The 24,807-nt window shown below is 44.3% G+C and carries 18 protein-coding genes and 1 pseudogene; 17 read left to right on the forward strand and 2 right to left on the reverse strand.

Annotation, left to right across the window (positions count from 1 at the left end; all coding sequences use genetic code 11):
* Positions 1-305 precede the first annotated feature (305 nt).
* The 9 genes from AB8P72_RS06710 to AB8P72_RS06750 all read left to right on the forward strand — a co-directional run bounded on the left by AB8P72_RS06710 (position 306) and on the right by AB8P72_RS06750 (position 13,648).
* Positions 306-1,382 (forward strand): DUF1176 domain-containing protein, encoded by a 1,077-nt coding sequence (locus AB8P72_RS06710; RefSeq protein WP_225211548.1) that lies wholly within the window; start codon positions 306-308, stop codon positions 1,380-1,382.
* Between the two features lie 618 nt (positions 1,383-2,000).
* Complete coding sequence (locus AB8P72_RS06715; protein WP_068405469.1) at positions 2,001-3,671, forward strand: DEAD/DEAH box helicase; 1,671 nt, start codon at positions 2,001-2,003, stop codon at positions 3,669-3,671.
* A 224-nt stretch (positions 3,672-3,895) separates the two neighbouring features.
* Positions 3,896-5,140, forward strand: a complete 1,245-nt coding sequence (locus AB8P72_RS06720; RefSeq protein ID WP_198327786.1) for a DUF819 domain-containing protein — start codon at positions 3,896-3,898, stop codon at positions 5,138-5,140.
* A 142-nt stretch (positions 5,141-5,282) separates the two neighbouring features.
* The gene (locus AB8P72_RS06725) at positions 5,283-6,230 is read left to right on the forward strand and encodes an EamA family transporter (RefSeq protein ID WP_193030105.1); all 948 of its coding nucleotides are present in this window, start codon (positions 5,283-5,285) and stop codon (positions 6,228-6,230) included.
* Positions 6,231-6,592: 362 nt separating this feature from the next.
* Positions 6,593-8,356 carry a hydantoinase B/oxoprolinase family protein gene (locus AB8P72_RS06730; RefSeq protein WP_102076428.1) on the forward strand — a complete coding sequence of 588 codons (1,764 nt, stop codon included), beginning with the start codon at positions 6,593-6,595 and terminating at the stop codon, positions 8,354-8,356.
* A 40-nt stretch (positions 8,357-8,396) separates the two neighbouring features.
* The gene (locus AB8P72_RS06735; RefSeq protein ID WP_369957536.1) at positions 8,397-10,478 is read left to right on the forward strand and encodes a hydantoinase/oxoprolinase family protein; all 2,082 of its coding nucleotides are present in this window, start codon (positions 8,397-8,399) and stop codon (positions 10,476-10,478) included.
* Between the two features lie 222 nt (positions 10,479-10,700).
* A complete protein-coding gene (locus AB8P72_RS06740; protein WP_193030108.1) occupies positions 10,701-11,708 on the forward strand; it encodes an AraC family transcriptional regulator in 1,008 nt (335 codons plus the stop codon).
* A gap of 106 nt (positions 11,709-11,814) precedes the next feature.
* Complete coding sequence (rhuM, locus tag AB8P72_RS06745) at positions 11,815-12,807, forward strand: RhuM family protein (protein ID WP_226928771.1); 993 nt, start codon at positions 11,815-11,817, stop codon at positions 12,805-12,807.
* A 97-nt stretch (positions 12,808-12,904) separates the two neighbouring features.
* A complete protein-coding gene (locus tag AB8P72_RS06750) occupies positions 12,905-13,648 on the forward strand; it encodes a zinc-dependent peptidase (RefSeq protein WP_369957538.1) in 744 nt (247 codons plus the stop codon).
* A gap of 116 nt (positions 13,649-13,764) precedes the next feature.
* On the opposite strand, the gene AB8P72_RS06755 is transcribed toward AB8P72_RS06750, so the two are convergent.
* Entirely contained in the window at positions 13,765-14,439 is a 675-nt protein-coding gene (locus tag AB8P72_RS06755) for a hypothetical protein (RefSeq protein WP_193030110.1), read from the reverse strand.
* A gap of 252 nt (positions 14,440-14,691) precedes the next feature.
* On the opposite strand from AB8P72_RS06755, the gene AB8P72_RS06760 reads away from it, so the two are divergent.
* Positions 14,692-15,177 (forward strand): hypothetical protein, encoded by a 486-nt coding sequence (locus tag AB8P72_RS06760; protein WP_193030112.1) that lies wholly within the window; start codon positions 14,692-14,694, stop codon positions 15,175-15,177.
* Positions 15,178-15,489: 312 nt separating this feature from the next.
* Here AB8P72_RS06760 and AB8P72_RS06765 read toward each other — a convergent pair.
* A pseudogene (locus AB8P72_RS06765) lies at positions 15,490-16,480 on the reverse strand (IS3 family transposase); the annotation flags it as partial.
* A gap of 851 nt (positions 16,481-17,331) precedes the next feature.
* Between AB8P72_RS06765 and AB8P72_RS06770 the strand changes: the two are divergent.
* From AB8P72_RS06770 to AB8P72_RS06800, 7 genes are all read left to right on the forward strand, one after another.
* A complete protein-coding gene (locus AB8P72_RS06770) occupies positions 17,332-19,962 on the forward strand; it encodes a membrane-bound PQQ-dependent dehydrogenase, glucose/quinate/shikimate family (RefSeq protein WP_087815443.1) in 2,631 nt (876 codons plus the stop codon).
* A gap of 257 nt (positions 19,963-20,219) precedes the next feature.
* On the forward strand, positions 20,220-20,294 hold the full coding sequence (pqqA, locus tag AB8P72_RS06775; protein ID WP_082894360.1) for a pyrroloquinoline quinone precursor peptide PqqA: 75 nt from the start codon (positions 20,220-20,222) through the stop codon (positions 20,292-20,294).
* A 71-nt stretch (positions 20,295-20,365) separates the two neighbouring features.
* Positions 20,366-21,277: a pyrroloquinoline quinone biosynthesis protein PqqB gene (gene pqqB, locus AB8P72_RS06780; RefSeq protein ID WP_068407044.1), complete on the forward strand. Its 912-nt coding sequence runs from the start codon at positions 20,366-20,368 to the stop codon at positions 21,275-21,277.
* Between the two features lie 21 nt (positions 21,278-21,298).
* Positions 21,299-22,057, forward strand: coding sequence for a pyrroloquinoline-quinone synthase PqqC (gene pqqC, locus AB8P72_RS06785; RefSeq protein WP_102076859.1), 759 nt, complete (start codon positions 21,299-21,301; stop codon positions 22,055-22,057).
* A complete protein-coding gene (gene pqqD / locus AB8P72_RS06790) occupies positions 22,054-22,338 on the forward strand; it encodes a pyrroloquinoline quinone biosynthesis peptide chaperone PqqD (protein WP_068407047.1) in 285 nt (94 codons plus the stop codon). Before pqqC ends, pqqD begins: the two co-directional genes overlap by 4 nt.
* Complete coding sequence (pqqE, locus tag AB8P72_RS06795) at positions 22,335-23,489, forward strand: pyrroloquinoline quinone biosynthesis protein PqqE (RefSeq protein WP_068407050.1); 1,155 nt, start codon at positions 22,335-22,337, stop codon at positions 23,487-23,489. The genes pqqD and pqqE overlap by 4 nt, the downstream gene beginning before the upstream one ends.
* Positions 23,489-24,538, forward strand: a complete 1,050-nt coding sequence (locus AB8P72_RS06800; protein ID WP_180952532.1) for a dipeptidase — start codon at positions 23,489-23,491, stop codon at positions 24,536-24,538. Before pqqE ends, AB8P72_RS06800 begins: the two co-directional genes overlap by 1 nt.
* Positions 24,539-24,807 lie beyond the last annotated feature (269 nt).

Below are 24,807 nucleotides of genomic sequence, written 5' to 3' on the forward strand. Positions count from 1 at the left end.
GACTATACTTTCGTCTTTACATAATGGTACATTAGCATAACAGATAGAAACATTAGTACGTTAAGATAGTAGCCACCGCCTTCTTGGGCAGGTGTTGATATTTCTTCTATTAATGAGTAATGACTATGAAGAATAATAAAACTCAGCCTATACTACTACCTCTATTCAACGAGATGGTTTTTCTACCTTTACCATTCACTCGTCAATCCCCAAGCGCATGTAGTCTGCTAACAGACAATGCTCCTAGCAAAAACAACCCGCATAGAAAAAACATTTTGATAAAAATAAAAAAGTTGCCTTTATTCATGACAAAAAAAATGATATTACCGTTATTTGCTGCCCTTAGCGCCGCTTTATTGAGTTCCGTGACGCAGGCTGCCACGCCTGTAAGCTTTAGTAATCAAGATTGGGAAGTCGCTTGCGACAATACGCGTACTTGCCGGCTGGCAGGTTACCAAGCGGAGAATAATAGCGATTTACCTGTGTCTTTACTATTGGTACGCCGCGCAGGAGCAAACGCTACCGTCGATGGCAAAGTAAAGCTTGGCGGCGCTAAAGAAAGCTCTGCTAAAGCGCTGATGCAGCTTGGTAATCGCCATCGTATCTCACTGTTTATTAATGATAGAGATTATGGAGAAACCAAGCCTTACTCAGTAGCCGCAGGTCATGCCGAGCTAACCTCAGCGCAGGTGAGCGCGCTGCTTGATGCCTTGACCAAATCGAGCAAAATTGAGCTGGTGATTCGTAACACGCGCTGGCAGTTATCGGATAAAGGGGCCAGTGCAGTGATGCTCAAAGCCGACGAAGCTCAAGGCCGGGTAGGGACCTCAAGCGCTTTTATTAGCAATAACACCAGTAAATCTAATAGCGGCATCTTGTCGCCGCAAGCCGCTCCTTCATTACGACTGGTCACTCCTAATCCTAACGCCCTCTCTAGTAGTAAGAAAAAATTTGCCATGCGCTCATCGCAGTTGGCAGAGATGATGAAAACCACCATGAAAGATGTCAACACTGAATGTCCAAACTTAGCGGATAAGACAGCGTGGCGCGTCAGCCGTTTAAACAGTAAGCAGCTGCTCGCCCAGCATGATTGTTGGACGGGCGCTTATAACACGGGTACGGGTGTTTGGGTATTCAATGACACTAAGCCTTATAAGCCGAGCTTGGTGACGACAAGCGCGACCGATTATGGCGATGGTAAAATAACCTCGGTGCAAAAAGGCCGCGGGCTTGGCGACTGTTTAGCCAAAAGTGAATGGGTATGGACAGGCAGAGCGTTTGAGAAAAGTCATGAAAGCACCACAGGTATGTGCCGGCTGATAGAGGCGGGCGGCGCTTGGCAATTGCCAACCTATGTGACGGAAGTGAAAATGTCGCGTTAATAGCGCGTATGTTAGAAATTATTACATTAAAGATAAAAGCGTTCAAGCGGCTGTATTAAAGACTGGCGCAGCGGTTTTTAAGCCTAAATTGTTTGAGATCTGACCTATTTTTATCATAAACAGAAAAATAGGTACTGTTTGCGCTTATGTTGTGCTATACTGCGTCGCCACGTTAGCATAGACTAGCGTGAATTATGAGATTGATAACATCGCCTGCGATTTTGGGTCTAGGATGACCATAAGTAATTGTTGCCGATGATTTTGTGTACTTAAATAACCTTTTCTATTAATAGTGAAAAATCCGTTATTTTTGACTCATATCTTATCTACTGACCGCTATATCGGTTAGATTGGTTGTTACCAGCCTTTATCTGCTTTGGACAAAGCATTGATAATGCGCTTTTAGCAAACAAGGATAAGACACTCGGCACTACCACCAAAATACGTCAGACAGCACGAACGCCTTTATAATATTGACAAGCTTTATGGCTTGGCTTTTGATTGTTAAGCCTTTTAAGGTGAGACAATAATTTTATAAATGCGGCGTGATGAACGGTTATCAGTGGTATGCATCAAGCTTGCTGAATTTACAGCAGCTTATACTTACCAAGGATTACTATGACTGACATCTTATCTGCTATCGCCGCTGAAAACGGCATCATCGACAGCACTGATACCCCAAACACCACTGCAACTGCTGATACCAATAATCAAGCGGCTACTACTGACGCTGCTGAAGAAAATAAAATCACTTTTAGCGACCTTGATATTGCCAAGCCAATTTTGACCGCGCTTGACCGCGTTGGCTATACCAACCCAACACCTATTCAAGAACAAGCCATTCCTTTTGCTCTAGCGGGTCGCGACTTATTATTGTCAGCGCAAACCGGTAGTGGTAAAACTGCGGCATTTGTTATCCCAGTACTTGACCGTTTAAGCCGTGCCACTAGCTTTGACAAATTAACCAAAGCCCTTATCTTAACGCCAACGCGTGAGCTTGCTCAGCAAGTACATGACAGCGTTCGTACCTATTCAAAAGACATGCGCGGTCTGTTCTGTGTGCCATTAGTCGGCGGCGCACCGTACAACGGTCAGATTACTGCGCTAAGAAAAGGCGTTCAAGTGATTGTTGCGACGCCTGGTCGTTTACTTGACCATATCAAAGCCGGTCGCGTTGATTTATCAAACCTTGAAGTGTTGGTACTTGACGAAGCTGACCGTATGCTAGACATGGGTTTTGCTGATGATATCAACGATATCTTGAAAGCGGCACCTGATAATCGTCAAACGATTATGTGTTCAGCGACTTGGGATGGCCCTGTTGGCAAGATTGCGGCGAGCTTCACCAAAAATCCTGAGCGCGTTTCAATCAAAGTTGAATCGGCGCATATCGAAGAAAAAGTATACTACTGTGATGATTTTGATCACAAAAACCGTTTGCTTGATAAAGTTGTTTGTGACAAAGATATGGAACAAATCATTATCTTTGCAGCGACCAAACGTAGTACAGAAAAATTGGCCAAACAGCTGCAAGAAGCTGGTCATAAAGCCAGTTTCCTCCATGGCGATTTGCCGCAAAGCAAGCGTAACCGTATCGTACAAGACTTACGTAATGGCAAGGTTAAAATCCTAGTAGCGACCGACGTTGCTGCTCGCGGTCTAGACGTACCAGCGATTTCACACGTTATTAACTATGACTTGCCACGTCAAACCGAAGATTACGTCCACCGTATCGGTCGTTGTGGCCGTGCTGGTCGTACGGGTATTGCCATCAGCTTATGTAGCATGGATGATCGTCCACAGCTAAACGCTATCAACCGTTACTTAGATCGCAAAATGGAAGTCTGTGTTATCGAAGGTATGGAACCTAAGAAGACTTATGTACCAAGCGAAAACAAAGGTAATGGTCGTGGCCGTGGTCGCGGACGCTCTAACGGCGGCGGTAACGGTCAAGGCCGTGGTCGTTCAGCAGGCGGTTATGCAGGTCGTTCAAACGGCGGCGGTAATGGTCAAGGCCGTGGTCGCTCAAGCGACAGCGCGCCGACTGGTCAACGCGCAAGCAATGACAGCGGTTACCAAGGCAAGCCAAGTGAGCGCTCAGGTGGCAAACCCTATCAAGGCAAACGCACAGGCGCGCCTAGCCGTGGTGACGGCACCAGCGCACCACGTGGCGATCGCGCTGCAACCGGTCGCGGTCGTCCAAGTGGCAGCCAAGGTCGCCCAGCAAATCGCTCTGACAGCCGTGGTCAAGGTCGTCCAACAGGCGGTAATCGCGGTAGAAACTCGTAATAACGTTATAATGAATGGTTAATAATGGCTTAAATAAATGTCATTATTAATCATATAGCGTCATATTAAAAAGCCAGATACTTGTTATCTGGCTTTTTTGTGCGTCAAAATACTTGTATGTTTCACTAATAAAAAGTCAACAATGCTATATCGTTGCTTGCGCGTCTTTTTCGCCTTGTCTATACTGACAGGCTTTTAATCATCGTGTGCTGCGGAGCTGTCTGATGCCCGATATTTCTCATTTAGCCATTGATAATTTGCCGTTAGCCTTTGGCATTATCATGGCCATTATTGGTTTGGTGTTTTATACCCAAGGGCTGCCTGGTAAGTTTTGGCGCCGCTTTTATGCCGTCCTGCCGGGTATTGTGCTGTGCTGCTTCATTCCTGCAACCCTAAATAGCTTGGGTGTCTTTGCTGATGGTATTGGTTCGCAGATTTATGGCTTTACCGCCACCTATCTGTTGCCAGCCAGTTTGCTATTGATGACGTTGTCGATGGATGTGCCAAAAATCTTAGGGCTTGGCTGGAAAGCCATTGCCATGTTTTTTGCGGCCAGTGTTGCCATTGTTATTAGTGGGCCGATTAGCTTAGGCATTGCCAAATGGATATCACCTGATATGTTTACCGACGATACCTTATGGCGCGGGTTTTCAGCGGTCGCGGGTAGCTGGATTGGCGGGGCAGCAAACCAAGCGGCGATGAAAGAGCTGTTTGGCGTCAGTGATGATTTATTTGGCATGATGATTTTGGTCGATACCACCAACGCCTCATTATGGCTATTGGCGATTTTGGTCATGGCCAAGCACAGCGCGAAGATAGATAAGTTTTTACGGGCGGACAGCAGTAGTATTGATAAAGTGATTGCTGCGGTGGAAAGCTATGAGCGAGACCATGCGCGTCCTGCCACTATCAATGATTTGATGGTGATGTTTGGCTTGTGTTTTGCCATGGTCGGGGTGGCGCATTTCGCAGGTGGGCAAATAGCAGGCTTCTTTGCACCTTATAGTTGGGCAGTGCAATATAGCTTTGCCAGCTCATTCTTTTGGATGGTGGTGATTATTACCTTAATAGGGGTAGTTTTCTCCTTTACCAAAATCCGCCGCCTTGACCATGTTGGCGCCTCCAAAATCGGTACGGTCTTTATCTTTGTCTTAATCGCGGCTATTGGTATGCAAATCAATCTAGCGGGCATTGTCTCGCAATGGCGCTTACTACTCATTGGTCTGTTATGGATGAGTATTCACGTTGTGATTGTTTTTGCGGTTGCTAGAATGATTCGTGCGCCATTCTTCTTTTTGGCAGTTGGTTCTAATGCCAATACTGGCGGCGCGTCATCAGCACCGATTGTCGCTACGGCATTTCACCCGTCACTGGCGCCAGTTGGCGTGTTCTTGGGTATTTTAGGCTATGCCGTGGGTACTTTTGGCGGTTATATCAGTACGCAAATGATGCGGCTGGTGGTGGGGTGATAGCACTTAACTAAATGCTGGCGTGTTTGGATTTTTCAGGTTTTAATACGCATTACCTCATCGATATCATTATCAGGACAGACCAATATGCCAACACGCCAGCCTGACGCCATTGACTTTAAAAACCCTCTAGGATAGGCACATGACCCCAATCCACATTGCTTTAGCCGTATTGGTTACCTTTATATGGGGCGTGAACTTTACCTTTATTGCCTGGGCGCTTGAAAGCTTTCCGCCACTGATGCTAACCGCGTTACGTTTTTTCTTTACTGCCGTGCCGTTGGTTTTGTTCCTTAAACCGCCTAAGTTCAACCGTACACTATTTATTTATGCTATCGGCACCTTTGTCATGCAATATGCCTTTGTATTTACCGCCATGCATTTAGGCGCTTCGGCAGGGTTGACGGCGTTATTATTACAAGTTCAGATTTTCATCACCGTCTTGCTGGCGTATATCATATTAGGTGAAGCGGTGAGTCGCATGCAGATTATCGGTATGTTGGTCGGTGTACTAGGGCTGGGTGTGATTGCGCTAAATCTCGGCGGTGATATGCCCTTGATTGGCTTTATCTGCATATTGATTGCGGCTATAGGCTGGAGCTTTGGTAATATTGCTTCAAAAAAGGCCTCAACGCAGCAAAGTATTGGTAATATTTCTACTACCTCGCCTGCAAATAGCAACAAAGCTTCAAATAAAACATCGGCCCTGTCAGCGCTATCACTAGTCGTATGGGGCGGTCTGATTGCTTGTGTAATTTTGACTTTAACTTCTCTGCTATTTGAAAATGAAGCATGGACGCTTGCGACATTTACGCAAGCGTCTTTCAAGTCTTGGTTATCGCTTGGATTTATCGTCTATGTTTCAACCCTGATTGGCTTTGGACTTTGGGCGCATCTGCTTAGCCAAAATATCGCCTCTAAGGTAATGCCATTTGCCTTACTGGTGCCCGTGTTTGGGATGGCGACTTCAGTGTTGTTTACAGGAGAGGTGGTCACATGGTGGAAGATGCTAGCGATGATGCTTATCTTATCTGGACTGGTATTGGCTAATGTGAAGATAGGTCTAGGCAGGAAGTCTGCTCACGTATAGTAGTAAATAACTTATAGCTTCCTATAGAGTTAGTAAGAATAGACAAAAAGAGCAATGCCTCATATGTGAGGCACTGCTCTTTTTCTATTCTGAACGCTTTATATCCCACTATGATAAAGATGAAAACAGGCTATTTATCGTTACATCTGTACACTCACAGTCAAAAACTCTGCACGCACAGTCCATCTATTTGACCAAAACCTCGCTATAGTGAAAAAGCTTGATCATTAGGATAGATGATAAGCCAGATAAAGCGCACGCTGAAAGGTAAGGATAAATGGTCATATAGACCGGAATATTCTTTTATTTCGCCTATATAAATGCGCTTGTTCTGACCCAAATTTCTCGACAAGGAGTCTTTTATGAGCAACGCTCACCCTTCTATAGATCCCATTACCTTGTCTGTCGTACGTGGCGCCCTAGAAACGGCGCAGCGTGAGATGACAACCACCTTAGAAAAAACCGCTCGTTCGAGTGTCTTTAACTTAGCTCATGACTATAGTAATGCGCTGTTTGATCATTTGCCTGAGATGATTTTGCAAGGGCAAGACATTCCCATTCATTTAGGCTCACTGATGCCCGCCATGAAAGCCGTCGCCGAATATTATGGTGATGACATTCATGAAGGCGATGTCATTTATCATAACGACCCTGTGATGATGGGCAGCCATATCCTAGATTGCTGTATGTATAAGCCGGTGTTTTATAAAGGTGAGCTGGTCTTTTGGACGGTCTGTAAAGGTCATGTCACTGATATCGGTGGCCCTGTACCAGCCGGCTATAACCCCGATGCCAAAGAGATATATGCCGAAGGCTTACGCATTCCGCCCATTAAGCTTTGGGAAAAAGGCGTCAAACGCCATGACGTCATTAATTTGCTGCACAGCAATATGCGCTCACGCCGTAATCAAGAAGGCGATCTCAATGCCCAGTACGGCGCGTGCGCGGTCGGCGAGCGTAATATGATTGCGCTGCTAGACAAATATGGCATTGAGACGGTACGTGGCGCGATTGAAGAGCTAAAGAGCATGGCTGACCATCATATGCGCTCGTTAATCTCGTCTATCCCAGATGGCGATTATCATGGCGAGGCGGTATTAGAAGACTCAGGTCATGGCTTGGGTGATATGACCATCAGCGCCGACATTGTCATCAAAGACAGCGATGTACATATTAAAATCACCAGTCCGCCGCAAGTCCCTTATTTTATCAACTCTTATGCTGGTAACTCGATGTCTGGGGTATTGCTTGGGCTAATGATGTTTGCCCAAGTAGAGCCGCCGTATAACGAAGGTTTATACCGCTGCGTTACCGTTGATTTGGGTGAGCATGGCACCTTATGTAATGCCAGAGAACCTGCGCCGCATGTTAACTGTACAACCACACCGATGGAAACCTTAACCGATGCGGTACGTATGGCATTTGAAGCAGCAGCACCTGAGCGCGTTACCGCGTCTTGGGGGCATTCATCAGGGATTAATATTGCTGGTATCGACCCAAAAACTGGCGAGCAATACGTCACCATGATTTTGGCGTCTATTATTTCAGGCGCAGGCGCCACCCAGCAGATGGATGGCTGGCACGCTTGTGGGCCATTGAGCTGCTTTGGCGCGCTAAGTTCGGGAGATATTGAGCTGTTAGAGTACCAGTATCCTATTTTAATCCATAAATATGGCTTGGCAGAAGACAGTGGCGGCGCAGGCGAGTACCGCGGCGGTTGTGGTACGGTTTGGGAAGTTGAGCCATTAGACCATACTATGACGGTTATTGCCTTTGGCGAAGGTCGCCAGCATCCTACTATGGGCGCCGGCGGCGCGGAACAAATCTCACCTGAGCTCAAAGTTGGGCGTCTAGAGATACTACATAAAGACGGGCAAACGGACTTATATAGAAAAAACACCGTTACGGAAATCACGCCGGGTGAACGCGCGCGCAATATCAACCCGGGTGGCGGCGGTTACGGCAGCTCATTTGATCGCGATATTCAAGCGGTCATCAAGGATGTAAAAGAAAGGATTATCTCAATTGCTGCGGCAAAGATTGAATACGGTGTGGTACTTGACCCAGAAACTTTGACGCTAAATGAAGCTGAGACTGATTACTTACGCCGCCAGATAACCGCATAAAACACACATTGAACTTTCATGATTGAGTTAAGGATGACTTATGAACAACGATTTTCGTATTGGCGTTGATGCTGGCGGGACTTTTACAGATTTTGTCTTGGCAGAAAAAACCGGTGACATTCATCTGTTTAAAGCGCCATCGACCCCAGAGGATGGCACCTTAGCCATTGCCAATGGTCTCCAGCAAATTGCCAACAAGTTTAACCGTCCTATCGAGGACATCATTCAAGCCTGCGATTTGTGCATAAATGGTACGACCGTCGCACTAAATGCGTTGATTCAGATGACGGGCGTAAAAGTAGGATTGCTATGTACCAAAGGACATGAAGACAGTATCGAGATACGCTTAGGGCACAAAGAAGAAGGACACCGCTATGATGCCAGTTACCCGCCGGCACCACAAATTGCTACGCGTGACCGCCGCTTTCCTATCCGTGGTCGTATCTTAGCAGACGGCAGCGAACACGAGCCGTTAAATGAGCAAGATATCCTCGATGCGATTGAAGTGTTAAAACAGCAAGACGTGCAAGCGGTTGCCATCTCTTTTGTGTGGTCTATCCGTAATACCGAGCACGAACAGCGTGCCAAAGAGCTGATTGAGCAGCACATGCCGGGGGTGTTTGTCTGCTGCGGTAGTGAAGTATATCCGCAGATTAAGGAATATACGCGTACCTCAACGACATTGGTCAATGCCTATTTAAGCCCCGTTATGGCGTCTTATGTACATAAGATTGATGATTACTTTAAGGCGCTCGGCGCTGAGCAGCCTGTTCGTTACTTTCAGTCGAATGGCGGGCTTGCGGTCGGTAACATCATGCGCGAACGGGCGGTTAATGCCATCAACTCAGGACCGGCATCAGCACCGCAAGCAGGACTGTATATTGCCAGCGCCTTTGGCATTGATAACATTATCACCGTTGATATGGGCGGTACGTCTTTTGACATCACGATGGCCAAATCTGGCCGAACCAGCCTAAACCGTGATATTGATTTTTTACGCAATCGTATTGGCGTGCCGATGATTCATGTCGAAACGCTGGGCGCAGGCGGCGGCTCTATTGGTCATGTGAATAATTTTGGTATGTTAGAGGTAGGGCCGCAAAGTGCTGGCGCGACCCCAGGTCCAGCTTCTTATGGTAAAGGCGGTGAGTTGCCAACGGTCACCGATGCCAATCTGGTGTTAGGCTATCTTGAGCCAGATGCGGTGCTAGGCGGCTGCGTGACTTTGGATAAAGACAAAGCGCTGCAAGCGGTACAAAAACATATCGCCGATCCATTAAAGATTGAATTGGCACATGCCGCCTTTGGTATCAGTGCCATCGTCAATCAAAACATGGCAAATGGGATTCGCCGTATTACCATTGAAAAAGGCTATGACCCTCGCGACTTTGCCCTTATCTGTGCCGGCGGCGCAGGTGGTATGCATATTGTTGATTTGGCAGAAGAGATGGGGATTGGTACTATCTTGATACCAAAGATTGCCTCATGTCTCTGCGCCTTTGGTCAAATCATCTCTGATATTAAATATAACTATCTTGCCACGCAGATGATGATTATTGCGCCAGATTCAGAGCTACAGTCGCTTAATGCCACCTTACACGAGCTAGAAAGCCTAGGCGTACAAAAGCTGCTAGAAGATGGCTTTGTAGAAGATGATATCATCATTGAGCGTACTATGGAGATGCGTTACGTCGGGCAGGTGCATGAGTGTAATGTGCTGATACCCAATGGCAAGCTTAATACCGATAGCGTGCAAACGATTTTGGAAGCCTTCCATCACCGTCATAAAGAGCTCTATACTTATGATGAGCGTGACAATAAGGTCGAGCTGGTCAATATCGAAGTCGCTGTCATCGGTAAAATCAGTAAGCCCAAGCTACCAGAGCTTGCTAAGCAACAAGGTGATGTCAGTCAAGCGCAAGTCGGTAGCCGTGAGATGATCATGGATCAAGAATACGAATGGATTGATACGCCTATTTATAATGGTGAGGAATTTGGTGCAGGAGCATTGATTGCAGGTCCGGCGCTTATTCAAGAGCCAACCACCACGATTGTGATTAAAAAAGGCTGGCAAGCAGAATTGCATGAGACGGGCACTTATAAGCTGACCAAAGCCGCTTAGCTTGCTGTTTTTATCGTTATCGCTTTCTAGTTTTCCCATCAGGCATTAACCTCATTTAATGCCTGATTTTATTTTTGATATCGTATTTAGTACGCATCATATTTAGAAATCCAGTCGTCATACAGGTATGATATAAAGGAGAACGACATTTTATTAGCTGGCATGATACCTAAATGCCTATCAATTTTGTGATAGCTATTTTTACACACAGAGTATTCAAGGATGAATGCAAAATTAACCCCTTCCTTATGGTTACCTTCAACGCCTCCTATAAGCACGGCACAAACATTAGACGCGTTTGATTGGAAGCGCACCATCAATGACACCTATTTTGATCTCAATGTCAGCTTTCGCCAGCCAAGTCAGTTTTCTGGTTACTTGCAACACGCCAAGCTTTTGGATATTGGGGTATCGCATTATCATGCCAATACCGTCCATTATAAGCGCAGCTTAGCAAGCAATCAGTCTAGTCACGGCAATAGTAATAACCGTAGCGACGACAGTATTTTAATCACCTTTCCTGTGACCGGTAGCGTCCGTTTTGCGCAAAAAAACCGCCAATTAACCTCAAACCCGGGTCAGTTTTTTATTGAATTATCAAACTTACCTTATGAGTTTTATCACCTGCAAGAAGTATCGTTATATGTGATTAAGGTGCCTTTAGCGCTATTAAGCCCGCAAATGGGCACCATAGAGCGGCAGTTTGCCCGTAGCCTGTCTATTGATGAAGGGGCTGGCAGGTTGCTGGTTTTTCAAATCAGACAGATATTAGAGCTGATTCAACAACATAGATTGGCGGCTTTAGAGATTAAAATCCTAGAGCAGCAGCTGCTTAACCTTATTATATTGGCATTGAGCGCCCCGAAAGATGTGGTGATGAGTAGCAGCTCGTCCATACAGTCGGTACACCTAAAGCGCATCGAGCATTACGTCCATCTGCACCTAGAAAGCTCTACTTTAACCCCAGCGATGGTCGCTGCTGCTTGTCATATATCGGTCAGATACTTGCATAAGCTATTTGCTGAGTTGCCCTATAGTTTTTCGGAATGGGTAAAAGAACTGCGCTTAAAGCAAGCCAATCATATTTTAAAAACCAAAAGCTACGTAACCATCGATGAAGTGGCGCATAGAGTCGGTTATAGCGACCAAGGTTACTTTGCTCGTATTTATAAGCAGCATTTCGGTTATACGCCACGAGATACTCCAAGCATCGGCACAGGCACAGAATAGTCATTGTTATGTACTCTATCATGCAGTCGCTGTATGATTTACCTATTAAGAATAATAAGCACAGCGTAAGCATTTATATTGGGATTAGGATTGGGGGAGAGCTGAGATGATTAACGTTATGAATGATGACGTGGCAAAGGTAGAGATATATGAAAGCGCTGATGGAAAGGCACAGGTAGACGTTCGCTTTGAGCAAGAGACTGTCTGGCTTACGCAAGCACAAATGTCTGAGCTGTTTGGTCGTGACCAATCAGTGATTTCGCGTCATATTGCCAATGCTATAAACGATGAAGAAATTGCTGAAAAAAGCAATACGAAAAAGATGCATATTACAAATTCTGATCGCCCTGTGACATTTTACGACTTAGATGTGGTTATTTCGGTAAGTTATCGAGTTAACTCCAAAAAAGGTATACAGTTTAGACGCTGGGCAACGCAGCGCCTACGTGAATACTTAGTCCAAGGCTATACACTCAATCAAGAGCGCTTTGATAAAAACTCAAGCGAGCTCCAACAAGCATTAAATTTAATTAGAAAAACCGCGCAAAGTCCCGAGCTTAAAACAGATGAAGGACGCGGCTTGGTTGAGATTATCAGCCGTTATACGCAGACATTCTTATGGTTACAGCGCTATGATGAAGGCTTGCTTGATAATCCCGCAGGGCAAGAGGGTGGGTTCTTGCCCAGTCCGACTGAGGCAATGGCAGCGCTGACGGATTTGAAAGCGCAGCTGATAGATAGAGGTGAGGCGACTGAGCTATTTGCCAAGCCTCGCGGTGATGGTTTGGACAGCGTGCTAGGTACTTTAGAGCAAACGGTGTTTGGCGCGCCTGCATACCCGACCATCGAGAGTAAAGCGGCGCATCTGCTGTACTTTATGGTCAAAAATCATCCCTTTACCGATGGCAATAAACGCAGCGGCGCTTTTTTGTTTGTAGATTTTTTGCGCCGTAATAATCGACTGCTCAATGATAAAGGTGACATGGTTATTAATAACACGGGGCTTGCCGCATTAACCTTGTTGGTCGCTGAATCTGACCCCAACCAAAAAGAAACCTTGATTAAATTAATTATGAATATGTTGTCGTTAGAATCTTGATAAATATACTTATTGTCAGCACCACCTAACCCCTTAAAAATACATAACGCCAATAATAAAAAGCACAGTCTAAAGACGAAATTAAAGGAAATTCAATATGTTTAGCATGATAAAAGACTGGCGCGAGCAGCGCATATTAGACAACAGCGAGTTTACCCATGCTGACTGGCTGCAAGCGGCTAAGCGTATTGTGATACTTGATAGGCTAAACGAGGATGAGCTAACACGCCTGTTTGAACTGGCGACGTTATTTTTGGCGGATAAGTCGATTACTGGCGCACAGGGTTTCGAGATTACCAATGCGGTCAAGCAATCTATCGCCTTACAAGCTTGCCTGCCTATTTTAAACCTAAGCCTTGAGTGGTACGCTGGCTGGTCGGCCATTATTATTTATCCGGGTTCCTACAAAAGCGAAACCACCACTGTCGACGAGATGGGGGTTGTCCATGAGGGCAGTCAGCACCGTAGCGGCGAAGCGTGGCTGCGTGGGCCTGTCATTCTGTCATGGAAAGATGCCAAACACTCAGGTGAGCGCGATGGCCATAACGTGGTCATTCATGAATTTGTGCATAAGCTTGATATGCTAAATGGTCGTGCCAATGGCTTTCCGCCGCTGCAACCGGATATGGATCCTGCGCGCTGGACTGAAATTATGACGCGAGATTTTGAGGATTTTCAAAGCCATCACAAATCAGGTCTCGACCGTTATGGCGCGACCAATCCTGCGGAGTTTTTTGCGGTACTGAGCGAAGTGTTTTTTGAGACGCCGCAAAAGCTGGTCGATGCTTACCCTGATATTTACGACATAATGGTTAAGTTTTTTCGCCAAACGCCGCTCTAATCAAAAGTGAATATATAGCAATAAAAGCAAATAAAAAGGGCAGGGTATCGATTTAATCACACTGCCTCTTATTATCTTTTATAGGTGTAAATATCTGTTTTTGCAGATAAAATTATTTAAACCGTCCATTGTTCATTGACAATAGCGACCAAATAACGTTTGCCTTGGTACTCATCAAACACCAAGCGCATGACACGCCAATCCATACCAGAGTATTGCTCTGAGCCTTTATGGTAAAACTCAACAAACTCGGAATTGGGATAAATTTCTTTTAAATTATTAATCATATTACCGCTGTGCTTAAACTCATTAACGCTGATACTGGCATTGTTATAGGTATCCCCAACGACCCACGTTTCCAAGTATTCTGGGAGCGGAATCACTAACGGCTCACCAGAGCCATCACGTTCACCCCAAGTAAAGCGGATTTTAGATTGTTGTAAGTACTGCGCAAACTGCTCGCGGCTAAAGACTTTATCAGTCTCAGGGCGCACATAGGCATACATGGAAAAACGCACGCCGCGCGTCGGATGAATGTCGTTGGTAATGCGCGCAAAGTCGTTGTTCGCTAGGGCACGCTGGATACGTAAGGCTTGCTGCCTAAGCGTTTGCTGGCTCATATCGGAGATAACGGGTGCTGAGGTATTGCCATTTTGTTGACTCGGTATTTTGACGCTAGACTCAGCGGAAGATGAGCAACCAGTCGCGACAAGTATGGAAGCAAAGCACGCAGCAGTGGTTAATTTATACAAACCTGACTGAAAAATATTAAAACGAGATGATGACATCATAAAAATATCCTTATCGTAGCTTATTAAAATTAGAATAGCTTGAAACCTAGGTCATTACTGGTTTACATCGGTGTTCGCTTATCAGTAGCGATTATTTATCAATAGTACTCATAACTGCCCAAAGTTGATAATGTTGCTGTGTAAACGGGGTTTTGATTTAAAAGCTTAATTGACATAATAATAGCGTAAAACGATAGTTTATATTCTTTTTTATGAATAATACATTATATGTCGTAGCCGATGGAGAGCGCCATGCAGAAAACCATATTTTCTATCATGATGTTAATCATAGGATTTTTTGCCATGTCTGCGACCGCCAATCTAACAGAGACCCTGCAGACGACGTTTGCCATGAAAGTCACGACCATCGCAGATATGTACCAGCAAGATGTGGATAATCAGGGTCAGGATTATCCAGTGGTTTTGCACCAATATGGCAGCCCAGAGCTAAAAGCGGCCATGCAGCTTGAGCGGGATTATTTTGCTAGAGAGCAAATGTCTTGTCATATTGGTTATGATGTTTTATGGAGTTCGCAAGATCCTGATTATGAGCAAGATAAGCAGTTTGCAGTGACCGAGCAAGGATTGGTGCAAGTCAGCTTGGCACAAGGCGATGATGTGTATTATGAACTGTCATGTAAAAGCGTTGATAATGACGTGGCTTGCCAAGTGACGGATGTCATCCTAGATGAGGATGGAAAATCTTTACGCGAGTATTTGCTAGAGCATTGTCGTTAGCTGGCGCTGAGGTTTTAAATGAATTTTAAAGTCGGTGCTGGTATTAATATTAAATGCGAAGATGAATATTGTAGATGTTTAAGTTTGGCTGGAAACGAACGACAATTATTGCAGATGAAGTTAGATAAAAATATTGTGCACGTAACTATTAAGCCCGTTGGTTTGTTTTCGCATAATGTATATTATGTTAAATAGACAATACCTGATGATAAGCTTATGGAGTCATCATTATATGATAAACCCTTATTAAGGTTGGTTGATGATTGATTAATTCTCATACCTACTAACTATTCATAAAGTCATCTTCATCAACATCCTCGTTTGATTGTAGTACAACTCGATATATCTAATGATATTGGTAATAGCGGCAAACCTTGTTTTATAGTCTTGGTAATATACTAGTTCGTTCTTCAATATGCCCCAGAAGCTTTCTATGGGTGCGTTGTCAAAGCAGTTACCTTTAGCGCTCATTGAGCTTGTAAAGTGAGGCTGCTTGATGATCTTATGGTACGCGTGGCTACATACTGGCTGCCTATTTTAGAGTGAACGACTAGCCCTTTACTGGGTCGTTTGTTCTTGATGGCCATGTTCAATACTTTGCATACTAGATCTGCTGTCATGCGTTTGATGATGGCGTAACCGACAAGCTCTTTAATGTATAAGTCTTTAACGCCTGCTAAATACAGCCAACCTTCATTTGTCCAGATATAGGTGATGTCATGGCCTTGCTCGGTGAGTGTTGCATGCAAACGTTCATAACCATAACGTTCTTTACTTTCACTGTGAGCGGCTTTAACTAGTAGCTCACAATGGTTGCGATGTATCTGCTGCTCGCTGATATCGCGACTACTCCAGTCGTAATAGCTTGATGGTTTGACGCTTAACACACGGCACATAGAGACGATACTAAAGACCTGTCTATTAGTTTTTATAAAGGCGTACTTTACTAGCTGTGCTTGGCAAAGTACGCCGTCGCCTCACTCGAGCATAGCTCTCCCCTTGCGTCGGGGCGAAGCAATGCTCCGCTTTATCCCTCCTCATTTAATATCTCTCGCTCTTCTTCAGCAACTTTAAGTTGTCGCTTGAGCTACTTTATTTCTTGAATAGCTGCCATAAGATCAGGTTCATATTGCTGAGTGCTGATAAGCTTGCCTTGATTGGCTTTATTGTGCCAATTAGATAAGGTCTGCATGGCGATGCCAAGCTGCTTTGCGGTCGCTGAGATATTGCCATTATTGTCTGCTATCTTCTTGACTGCCTCGGCTTTAAATTCGTCACAGTAGGTTCTTACTTTCTTGGTCATGATAAACTCCGATTAATACGCTTAGTTTACCAAATTTACCTCTACGGTTTCTTCAGCATAGCTCAAACCATTTTTTAGTAGTCATGGTGTTTAGTCGCACGCCTTCGCCTTTGACGTATATCATCCTAAGCACATATTAGGCATCAGCATCACCTTGATTAGCTTCGCGTTGAACTTGGCTAAAATCAGTAACCATAGCTGACACAGACAGCATCGCTGCTGCTAAAAAAGGATATATTTACGTGTTAAAGAGGTTTTAGGGAGGGTCATAGCAGATTTCTATAGATAGTTTTTTGGAACTTAAACTTATGTATTATTCTCATGATAGCAGAGCTATTTTCGAGCACTCGAACCGATGACTTTTTTTGCATGAAAACCATTTAACGTAACATCTCTAGGAAGAAGCTCAGTCTGCTAGTGAGGACTTGAGTCTTAGGCTATGCATTTATGGATTTATATCAAAAACAGTTTAGGGCGTGTCTTCAATTCAATCGATGGACATCTAAATGGGCTAAAAATGGCTAAATTTTGCCAAACTTCATCAAATAGCTAGGTAATATCCCGATATTAACGGCGCTATTTTCCTTGTTTGACTACAATTTATCTAATCTTTATCACCATTTTTAAAATGAAGACACGCCCTAGTATCTAAAACACTTACCAAACAGTTTTTCCTATCTTACCTTACCTTTACTGATCTTGTGTATAAGTGATAAAATAAAGTCCAAAACGTTATTCGACGTTTGATTTATTTGTTAATTACATAGGTATGTAATGATGGACGCCTAGTTTTAACTGGTCGTCCATCATTGCATGCCAATCTGCTTTTATATAAACAGGTGGTTCCGCTCATGGAAAAATTCATAGCTATTATTATGGCGGTTTTTGCCGCACCTTTGCTTATTGGAGGTACCTACTTACTCTCGTTAGGCGGTAGCGCTTACTATGTTATTGCTGGCATTACGATGCTTGTCACAGCATTCTTGCTATTTAAAAGACATTGGAGCGCCTATGGGCTCTATACTATTTTTATTATAGCGACCCTGGCTTGGGCGCTTTGGGAATCTGGGTTTTATTGGTGGGCACTGGCAACTCGCTTGGGCTTTCCGCTGATATTTGGTTTATTAATGTTATTGCCATGGGTATCTAACAAGATGCAGGGTAATAAAACTCGAGTATCAAAGAGCTCTGATAAAAATTTAGTTGCTAATGGTACATCGAGCTTACATTCCGAAAATCTTATTACAACTCCCTTCAAAGACGCCAAAAATAACTCAAAAAACCCTATTTATTATTGGGGATTGCTGGCTAGTGTGGTTGTGGGCGCACTGATCTCTTTTGGTAGTATGGCTAATAATGCCACCGATAAGTTAGGTGAACTCAATTTAACTGCCAAAGATGGTGCTGATCAAAATTCAACACCTACAAATCTTGGTGTTCCGTTATCAAATGGCGAGCAAACGCCAGAGGGTGAGTGGAGCGCGTATGGTGGTACTGACTATGGGCAGCGCTACTCGCCTCTGACTCAAATCACCACTGATAATGTCAAAGACTTAGAGCTTGCTTGGCAAATTCAAACAGGTGATGTCAAAGGTCCTAATGATATCGGTGAGACCACCTATCAGGCAACTCCTTTAAAGATTGGCAATGCCCTATATATGTGCACTCCACACAACTGGGTATTAGCTTTGGACGCAGACTCTGGTCAAACATTATGGAAGTTTGACCCCAAAGTAGGAAAAAATCTACAACGCCAACATCAAACGTGTCGAGGCGTGTCCTATTATGCAGGTCAAGCTGGTACTGATAGTATTTCTCCAGTTATTAATGATGAGACAAATAGTAATAATGCCATCAATGGCGCAAATACCAATAATGCAGCTGTGACTAACACAACTGTCAAGACCGGCCATACACCAGTTCAGAAAGTAGCTGGTAATACCTTTGAAAACGCGTCTAAGCAATGCGATGCAAAAATATTTATTCCAACTTCCGATGCTAAGTTATATGCACTTGACCCAAATACTGGGCAACGTTGTCAAGATTTTGGTAAAGATGGTGCTTTAGATTTAATGCACAATATGCCATTTAAACAAGCGGGTTATTATTATTCAACGTCGCCTCCGATAGTGGTAGGCAATACGATTGTGGTGGCAGGTGCCGTTAATGATAACTACGACGTCAATTCACCTTCTGGTGTTATTCGTGCGTATGATGTCAATACTGGCGAGCTACTATGGAACTGGGATTCAGGAGATCCTGATAACACAGCGCCTTTCGATGTCAATGATCCAACTCAGATGTACAAAACCAGTTCACCAAACTCATGGGCGATCGCCAGCGCTGATGAAGAACTTGGTTTGGTCTATTTCCCTATGGGCAATCGTGTACCGGATCAATTAGGCAGCTATCGAACCGCAGATGAAGAAAAATATGCGACGTCTGTTGTCGCTTTAGACATTAAAACAGGTAAAGCGCGCTGGGTTCAACAATTTGTTCACCATGATCTTTGGGATATGGACACGCCAGCTCAGCCAAGCTTACTTGACTTAAAAACCAAAGAAGGTGTTCAGCCTGCACTGGTTGTTCCCACCAAACAAGGCGATGTGTATGTATTGAATCGTGCAACAGGCGAGCCAATCGTACCGATCAAAGAACGCGCCGCGCCGCAAGGTTACTTGGTTGCAGGTGAACATGTCGCTCCAACGCAACCTTACTCTGGTTTGAGTTTTGAGCCGCCGATGTTGAAAGAAAAAGACATGTGGGGCGCTAGCCTCATTGATCAGATGATGTGCCGTATTGAGTTTAACCAACTCAATTATGATGGTCGTTATACACCACCATCGACGAATGGCAGTTTGGTCTATCCTGGTAACTTCGGTACCTTTAACTGGGGCGGCCTCGCCGTTGATCCTGAAAATGGCGTAATGTTTGGTATGCCAACTTATTTGGCATTTACATCAAAACTCATTCCTAGAGACAATCTTGGTGAGGGAGAAACCAATACAGGAGAGCAAGGAGTTAATGAAAATAAAGGTGCAGATTACGCGGTAGAGCTGGGACCATTTTTATCACCGTTAGGCATTCCTTGTCAGCAACCACCATGGGGCACAGTAGCGGGTGCTGACCTAGCAACCGGTGAGATTGCCTATCAACGTAGAAACGGTACCGTGCAAGATTTGTCCCCTATTCCATTGAAGTTTGAGCTGGGTGTTCCTGGTATTGGCGGACCCATCATCACAAAAGGAGGCGTAGCATTTTTGTCAGCGGCTACTGAAAACAACTTCCGCGCCTATGATTTAAAAAATGGCGATGTATTGTGGAATGTTCGTATTCCAGCAGGTGGCCAAGCGACGCCTATGACTTATCTAAATTCTAAAGGTGAGCAGATGGTCGTATTGGTAGCTGGTGGACATGGTTCAGTTGGTACTACTATTGGGGATTATGTTATGGCTTATAAACTTGCTGACAAAGCCAAGTAACATCATACCTGTTTAATGAAGCGGTAATGATTTGATTCATTGCCGTTTTATTACTAAGGCATATATCCAATTTACCTTACAATGAACAGTGGTATATGCCAAGATAAGTATAGTTTGATTACTACTGTTAGACTGCGTAACTAAAATGTTTTCCGTCTTTTTACAGATTTGACAGCAGGGGCTAGATTAGAATACCATTAAAGATTCTTTTTACTAATCTTACTTATTAGCTAGTGAGATCTTTCCGGAGTAATCCTATGCAATGGACTAAACCAGCTTTTCAAGATATCCGTATCGGTTTCGAAGTCACTATGTATTTTGAAGCGCGTTAAAATTTACTAGACTTAAATACATTAAAAGCCCTAGATGATTAGGGCTTTTATTTTTTTGGAAATATTGATTTATGTATATTCACGTTTTAGGCTCAGCGGCTGGTGGTGGTTTTCCACAGTGGAATTGCAATTGCTATAATTGTCATGGTGTTCGTCAAGGCACAATTGAAGCAAAGACCCGCACCCAGTCTTCGATAGCCATATCAGAGAATGGCATAGATTGGATTTTATTCAACGCGTCACCTGATATTCGTCAGCAATTATTTGAATTTAAGGCGGCACAGCCAGCACGTAACCTGAGAGATACAGGCATCACGAATGTGGTTTTGATGGACAGTCAGCTTGACCATACGACTGGGCTATTGACCCTGCGAGAAGGGTGTCCGATTCCTGTTTGGTGTACTGAGATGGTCTACCAAGATCTCACGACAGGGTTTCCTATTTTCAATATGTTGAAACACTGGAATGGTGGCCTGCAATATCACCAAATTGATCCGAAACAGACCTTTAATATTGAAGGTTTTAGCAATTTAGAATTGACGCCTTTGGTGATTAGAAGCTCGGCACCACCCTACTCGCCACATCGTAATAACCCCCATGATGGCGATAATATTGCGCTGATTGTAAAAGACTTAAAAACGCAAAAACAACTCTTTTACGCGCCAGGTTTGGGCAAAATTGACGATGATATTATGCAGATTATGGAAGCCTCTGATTGTGTGATGATTGATGGCACTTTATGGACTGACAGTGAGATGCAAGAATGCGGTGTCGGTACAAAAACAGGCCAAGACATGGGGCATTTACACATTAGTGGTGAAGATGGATCACTGCACTATTTAGATCAGCTCAAAAACATTCGTAAGGTATTGATCCACATTAATAACACCAACCCAATATTGAATGAACAATCTGAACAGGCTGCAACATTGAAACAACACGGTGTTGAAGTGGCGTTTGATGGTATGCAGATTGAATTGTAAGGCGACAGCAAAATGAAGATAATGCAAGAAGAAAAAATAGCCCTAAGCGTAGAGGCCTTTGAACAAGCGATTATGGCTAAAGGTCAGTATTACCATATTTACCACCCTTTTCATATCATGATGCATGAAGGACAAGCGACTCAACAGCAGATTCAAGCGTGGGTCGCCAACAGATTCTATTATCAAATCAATATTCCCTTGAAAGATGCGGCAATCATGGCGAATTGCCCCGATCAGCGGGTGCGTCAAGAGTGGATTCAGCGCATGATTGATCAAGATGGCGTGTATCCTGATGGTGGCGGTCGTGAAGCATGGTTGAGTCTGGCAGAAGCGGTTGGTCTTAGCCGCGAACAAGTGATTTCTGAAGAATTGGTGTTGCCGGGTGTACGTTTTGCAGTCGATGCTTATGTAAATTTTGCGCGTCGTACCTCATGGCGAGAAGCAGCCAGCAGCTCACTGACAGAGCTTTTTGCCCCGCAGATTCATCAATCGCGCTTAGAGTCTTGGCCAAAACATTATCCTTGGATTAAAGAGCAAGGTTATACCTATTTTCGCTCGCGCTTAAGTCAGGCCCGCCGCGATGTTGAGCATGGCCTAACCATTACGCTCGACTCATTCAAAACAGTTGAACAACAAGAGCGTATGCTAGAGATTCTACAATTTAAACTGGATATTTTGTGGACCATTTTGGATTCTTTGAGCTTGGCCTATGTCCATAATCAAGCCCCTTATCAAAGCGTCACTGATGATAATGTCTGGCATAAAGGATTGTTCAAATGAGTTTACCTGAACTAGATCACTCTATCGTCCCAGTATGGCGTCATGGTTATCGCTTTCAGTTTGAGCCTGCACAGAACGCTTATGTGTTGCTGTACCCTGAAGGGATGATCAAATTAAATGAGAGTGCCAGCATCATCGGTCAACACATTGATGGTCAAGCGTCCATTGCTGATATTATTAAAAAGGTGAAGGCTATGTTTGGTGATATACCTGAAATCGAGCAAGACATTATCGAATATATGTTGGTGGCTCAACGTGAACATTGGATTGATTTAGTATGACTGCGCCAGTAGGACTGCCATTATGGCTATTGGCTGAGCTTACCTATCGCTGCCCATTACAATGCCCTTATTGCTCTAATCCTGTTGATTATGCTCAGTATAAGCAGGAACTGACAACGCAAGAATGGTTCGATGTTCTTGATCAGGCGCGGCAAATGGGCACGGTGCAGCTCGGCTTTTCTGGCGGTGAACCACTCGTTCGTCAAGATTTAGAACAATTGGTCGCTTATGCTCATAACAAAGGTTTTTACACCAATTTAATCACATCAGGCATGGGATTGAACGAATCTCGGATTGCTCGATTAAAAGAGGCTGGCCTTGACCACATTCAGATCAGTTTCCAAGCCAGTGATCCAACGGTTAACAATGCATTGGCTGGCTCAAAACATGCCTTTGAACAAAAGTATGAGATGTCACGTCTGGTCAAGCAGTACAACTATCCTATGGTGCTCAACTTTGTCATTCATCGGCAGAATATTGATCAGATTGATCAGATTATTGAGCTGTGCTTAGAGCTGGAAGCCGATACCGTTGAACTGGCCATTTGTCAGTTTTATGGTTGGGCATTTGAGAATATCGAAGGCTTACTACCAACCAAAGCGCAAGTGGTTCGAGCCGAGCGTATTACCAATGAGCACCGCAAGAAAATTGAAAAACGTGGCATCAAATGTAAACTCATTTTTGTCGTTCCTGATTATTACGAAGAACGTCCTAAACCCTGTATGGATGGTTGGGGTAAGATTTTCTTGACTGTGGCACCGGACGGCACAGCCCTACCTTGCCATGCCGCCAGACAATTACCAATACAGTTCCCTAACGTACGCAACACCCAACTTGCAGATATTTGGTATGAGTCTGCGAGCTTTAATCAGTTTCGCGGTGACGATTGGATGCCTGACATGTGCCAAAGCTGCCCAGATAAAGAGCGGGATTACAGCGGCTGTCGTTGCCAAGCGTTTATGCTGACTGGGGATGCCAAAAATGCCGATCCTGTGTGTGGCAAATCACCTTATCATTATCTGATCGAGGAAGCGCGTATAAACAGTGAAACGCCAGTTTCCTTTGAAGAGTTACGCTTTAGGAACCCTAAAAACTCAAAGCTATTGAGTCAAGAGCAATTAATTCCTACTCGTACGGTAATGGATGAATAATGAATGCTCAGCCTGTGATATTTGATGGACATAACGACCTATTGACCCGACTGTGGCTGAGTGCAGCCGCAGATCCTGTGCATGATTTCATTTATGGTACGCTACCAGGACATTTGGATTTACAACGTTGTCAGAAAGCGGGATGGATGGGCGGCTTATTTTCTATTTTCCTGCCGCCCTACGCTTATGTTAAAAAAAACCATCCTGACAAGTTATCAAATCTCTCAGGCTTAGATTTTGAGCCGCAAAAAATCGTGGATATTTGCTGTGCACAGTTGGCACTTGTGCAACAATTACAGGCGCGATCAGACGGTCAGATTCAGATTTGTAAGTCTTTAGCGCAAATTCAAGCCTGTCAGCAGAATCAGCAATTAGCCATCATCCTTCATTTGGAAGGTGCTGAGTTTTTAGCCATTAAACCTGAGTTATTGGATGTTTTTTATGATGCAGGTCTTAGAAGTATAGGGCCACTCTGGAATAGAAAAAGCCTCTTTGGTGATGGCTTAAATGCCTCCTTTCCTCATTCTCCCGATACAGGATCTGGTCTCACGGATCAAGGTAAAGACCTCATTCTAAAGTGTCGTGAAAAACATATGCTAATCGATGTGTCGCATATGAATGAGCGTGCTTTTTGGGATACGTTAGAGATTATTGATCAGCCCATTGTCGCGACACACTCTAATGCACACGCGTTATGTCAGCAAGCAAGGAATTTGACTGACCAGCAACTGGCTGCCATTAAACAAAGCGGTGGTATGGTTGGGGTGAACTTTGATGTTGCATTTCTTCGTGCTGACGGTCAACGCAACACGCAAACTTCAGTTGATGTGATTGTCGATCATCTTGATTATCTAGTTGACCATTTAGGCGAAGATCACGTCGGTTTTGGCTCTGATTTTGATGGTTGTCTATTGCCAGATGAGTTATCTGATATCAGTCAAATCTCTATGCTGATTGAGCACATGCAACAACGACATTTCTCCGATCCACTCATTGAAAAGATTACGTCAAAGAATTGGTTCACTGTGCTGGATAGGATATGGCAGTGATAATCGAGCTTTTTGAGAGGCAATATTTTTTTCTAACATCTTGTCTCAATTGCTGCCTAATTAATAGACTGTAGTGGCATAATCAAGCATCTGTTTCACCAAGTTACATACGGGTCGTCTCGATAGCTGGTAGCTGACTGACCCCTACCGTCAAATCCGTATAAAAAAATTCGGGAGATTTTAGTTAGGGAGCCTGACGATAGAAACCCACCCACATCTAAATTAGTTGACCCTTACACCTTTTCAACCTTCTTAATTTAATTAAAGGA

This window comes from Psychrobacter sp. CLB018 (assembly GCF_041222815.1).
GTDB classification, from domain to species: domain Bacteria; phylum Pseudomonadota; class Gammaproteobacteria; order Pseudomonadales; family Moraxellaceae; genus Psychrobacter; species Psychrobacter faecalis.

Coding starts and splice junctions, on each gene's coding strand:
- AB8P72_RS06800 (WP_180952532.1), top strand. CDS start 23,489: ATGAATGCTCAGCCTGTGATATTTGATGGACATAACGACCTATTGACC.
- AB8P72_RS06755 (WP_193030110.1), bottom strand. CDS start 14,439: ATGATGTCATCATCTCGTTTTAATATTTTTCAGTCAGGTTTGTATAAA.
- AB8P72_RS06735 (WP_369957536.1), top strand. CDS start 8,397: ATGAACAACGATTTTCGTATTGGCGTTGATGCTGGCGGGACTTTTACA.
- pqqD (WP_068407047.1), top strand. CDS start 22,054: ATGAGTTTACCTGAACTAGATCACTCTATCGTCCCAGTATGGCGTCAT.
- rhuM (WP_226928771.1), top strand. CDS start 11,815: ATGATTAACGTTATGAATGATGACGTGGCAAAGGTAGAGATATATGAA.
- AB8P72_RS06760 (WP_193030112.1), top strand. CDS start 14,692: ATGCAGAAAACCATATTTTCTATCATGATGTTAATCATAGGATTTTTT.
- AB8P72_RS06750 (WP_369957538.1), top strand. CDS start 12,905: ATGTTTAGCATGATAAAAGACTGGCGCGAGCAGCGCATATTAGACAAC.
- AB8P72_RS06710 (WP_225211548.1), top strand. CDS start 306: ATGACAAAAAAAATGATATTACCGTTATTTGCTGCCCTTAGCGCCGCT.
- AB8P72_RS06725 (WP_193030105.1), top strand. CDS start 5,283: ATGACCCCAATCCACATTGCTTTAGCCGTATTGGTTACCTTTATATGG.
- AB8P72_RS06770 (WP_087815443.1), top strand. CDS start 17,332: ATGGAAAAATTCATAGCTATTATTATGGCGGTTTTTGCCGCACCTTTG.
- AB8P72_RS06730 (WP_102076428.1), top strand. CDS start 6,593: ATGAGCAACGCTCACCCTTCTATAGATCCCATTACCTTGTCTGTCGTA.
- pqqC (WP_102076859.1), top strand. CDS start 21,299: ATGCAAGAAGAAAAAATAGCCCTAAGCGTAGAGGCCTTTGAACAAGCG.
- pqqB (WP_068407044.1), top strand. CDS start 20,366: ATGTATATTCACGTTTTAGGCTCAGCGGCTGGTGGTGGTTTTCCACAG.
- pqqE (WP_068407050.1), top strand. CDS start 22,335: ATGACTGCGCCAGTAGGACTGCCATTATGGCTATTGGCTGAGCTTACC.
- AB8P72_RS06720 (WP_198327786.1), top strand. CDS start 3,896: ATGCCCGATATTTCTCATTTAGCCATTGATAATTTGCCGTTAGCCTTT.
- AB8P72_RS06715 (WP_068405469.1), top strand. CDS start 2,001: ATGACTGACATCTTATCTGCTATCGCCGCTGAAAACGGCATCATCGAC.
- AB8P72_RS06740 (WP_193030108.1), top strand. CDS start 10,701: ATGAATGCAAAATTAACCCCTTCCTTATGGTTACCTTCAACGCCTCCT.